The sequence below is a fragment of the Kitasatospora sp. NPDC008115 genome (assembly GCF_042957205.1).
Classification (GTDB): domain Bacteria; phylum Actinomycetota; class Actinomycetes; order Streptomycetales; family Streptomycetaceae; genus Kitasatospora.
In genome coordinates, this window is record NZ_JBIBHU010000083.1 from 1 (window position 1) to 2,117 (window position 2,117).

Sequence of the window (2,117 nt, forward strand, 5' to 3'; positions counted from 1 at the left end):
CGGCCCATGCCGACCCACTGCGAGCCCTGACCGGGGAACACGAACGCGGTCTTCCCCCGTCCCTGCACCCGCTGGCCGACGGGACCGGTCACCAGATGGGGTGAGGGCCGGCCCTCCTTCAGCGCGGCGAGTGCGTCGAGCAGTTCGCCGCGGTCGTGGGCGATGACGGCGGCACGGTGCTCGAACGCGGTACGGGTGGTCGCCAGGGCATGGGCGATGTCACGGGCATCGACGTCGGGGCGATCGGCGGCGAAGGTGTGCAGTCGGTCCGCCTGGTCGGCCAGCGCGCCGGCCGACTTGCCCGACAGCAGCCAGACACTCGGGCCCTCGACGGTCACCTCCTCCGGATCACTGATGTCCGTGGTGGGGGCTTCTTCGAGGATGAGGTGGGCGTTGGTGCCGCTGATGCCGAAGGAGGAGACGGCGGCGCGGCGGGGGTGGTCGGTGACCGGCCACGGGGTCTGCTCGGTCAACAGGCTGATGTTGCCAGCGGTCCAGTCGACATGCGGGGTCGGCTCGTCGATGTGAAGGGACTGCGGCAGGGCACCGTGCTGCATGGCCAGGATCATCTTGATGACGCCCGCGACGCCGGCCGCTGCGGCGGTGTGGCCGATGTTCGACTTGATCGAGCCGAGGTGCAGCGGCTGGTCGGCAGGGCGGTCCTGGCCGTAGGTGGCCAGGAGGGCGTGGGCCTCGATGGGGTCGCCGAGCCGGGTTCCGGTGCCGTGCGCCTCGACGGCGTCCACCTGATCGGTGGTCAGACCTGCGCTGGCCAGGGCCTGGCGGATCACCCGTTCCTGGGAGGGGCCGTTGGGCGCGGTGAGTCCGTTGCTCGCACCGTCCTGGTTGACGGCACTGCCCCGCATCAGCGCCAGCACCGTGTGCCCGTTGCGCTGGGCGTCCGACAGCCGCTCCAGCATGACCAGGCCGACACCCTCGGCCCAGCCCGTGCCGTCCGCACCCGCCGCGAACGGCTTGCAGCGGCCGTCGGGTGAGAGGCCACGCTGCTTGCTGAACTCGACGAATTCGTCCGGCCCGGACAGCACGGTGACTCCGCCGGCGAGGGCGAGGTCGCACTCGTTGTTGCGCAGGGCCTGGCCGGCGAGGTGCAGGGTGACCAGGGAGGAGGAGCAGGCGGTGTCGACGGTGATGGCCGGGCCTTCGAGGCCGAGCGCATAGGCGACCCGCCCGGAGGCCACGCTGGTGGTGCTGCCCGTCAGCAGAAACCCTTCGACCTCCTGCGGAGTCTGGTGGAAGGGCGGTGCATAGGGCTGGGAGATCACCCCGGCGAACACCCCGGTGCGGCTGCCGCGCAGGGTGGCCGGGTCGATTCCGGTGCGCTCGCAGGTCTCCCACGCGCATTCGAGCAGCAGGCGCTGCTGGGGGTCCATGGCCAGCGCCTCGCGCGGGCTGATCCCGAAGAACTCGGTGTCGAAGCCGCTGACGTCGCGCATGAAACCGCCGTGCCGGACGGTGGACTTCCCGGGGGTCTCGGGATCGGGATCGTAGAGTCCTTCGACATCCCAGCCGCGGTCGTTCGGGAATTCGACGATCGCGTCGCTTCCGGATGCGAGCAGTTCCCAAAGCTCCTCCGGGGAGGACACGTCCCCCGGCATCCGGCAGGCCATTCCCACGATGGCTATCGGCTCCTGCTGGTTCGACTCCAACTTGACCAGCCGCTGGCGTGCCTGGTGCAGTTCCGACGTGACCCGCTTGAGGTAGCCGCGGAGCTTCTCTTCGTTTTCCATGACAGATTCGTTCCTCTGGGCTGGATTTGTCGATACGTGCGGTCAGGAAATGCCGAACTCTTTGTCGATGAAGTCGAAGATCTCATCGTCCGACGCGGAGTCGATTTTCTGCGCGACGTCGGCGGTCGTGGAGCTCTCTCCCAGCTTGGCCAGGAGGCGCTGCAGTTGGGACGTGGCGTGCGCCCGGGCCTCGGTGTCGAGGGTCTTCACCAGCAGATCCGCGTCGATCTCTCCGAGCTGTGCGAAGAAATCGGAGGGCGCCGTTTCCGGCTTGTCCGTGGTGGTGGGGATGTGGGTGTGGATGTAGGTGGCGAGGGCGGTGGGTGTGGGGTGGTCGAAGATGAGGGTGGTGGGGAGGCGGAGTCCGGT

Annotated in this window: 1 protein-coding gene and 1 pseudogene; both read right to left on the minus strand. The window is 68.9% G+C overall.

Translation table 11 applies throughout. The features are described 5' to 3' along the window. Window positions 1–1,748, minus strand: a 1,748-nt coding sequence (locus ACFZBX_RS36880; protein WP_391538192.1) for a type I polyketide synthase, incomplete at its 3' end; no start/stop codon positions are given. Between the two features lie 42 nt (window positions 1,749–1,790). Beyond that, window positions 1,791–2,117: pseudogene (locus ACFZBX_RS36885) on the minus strand (polyketide synthase); the annotation flags it as partial.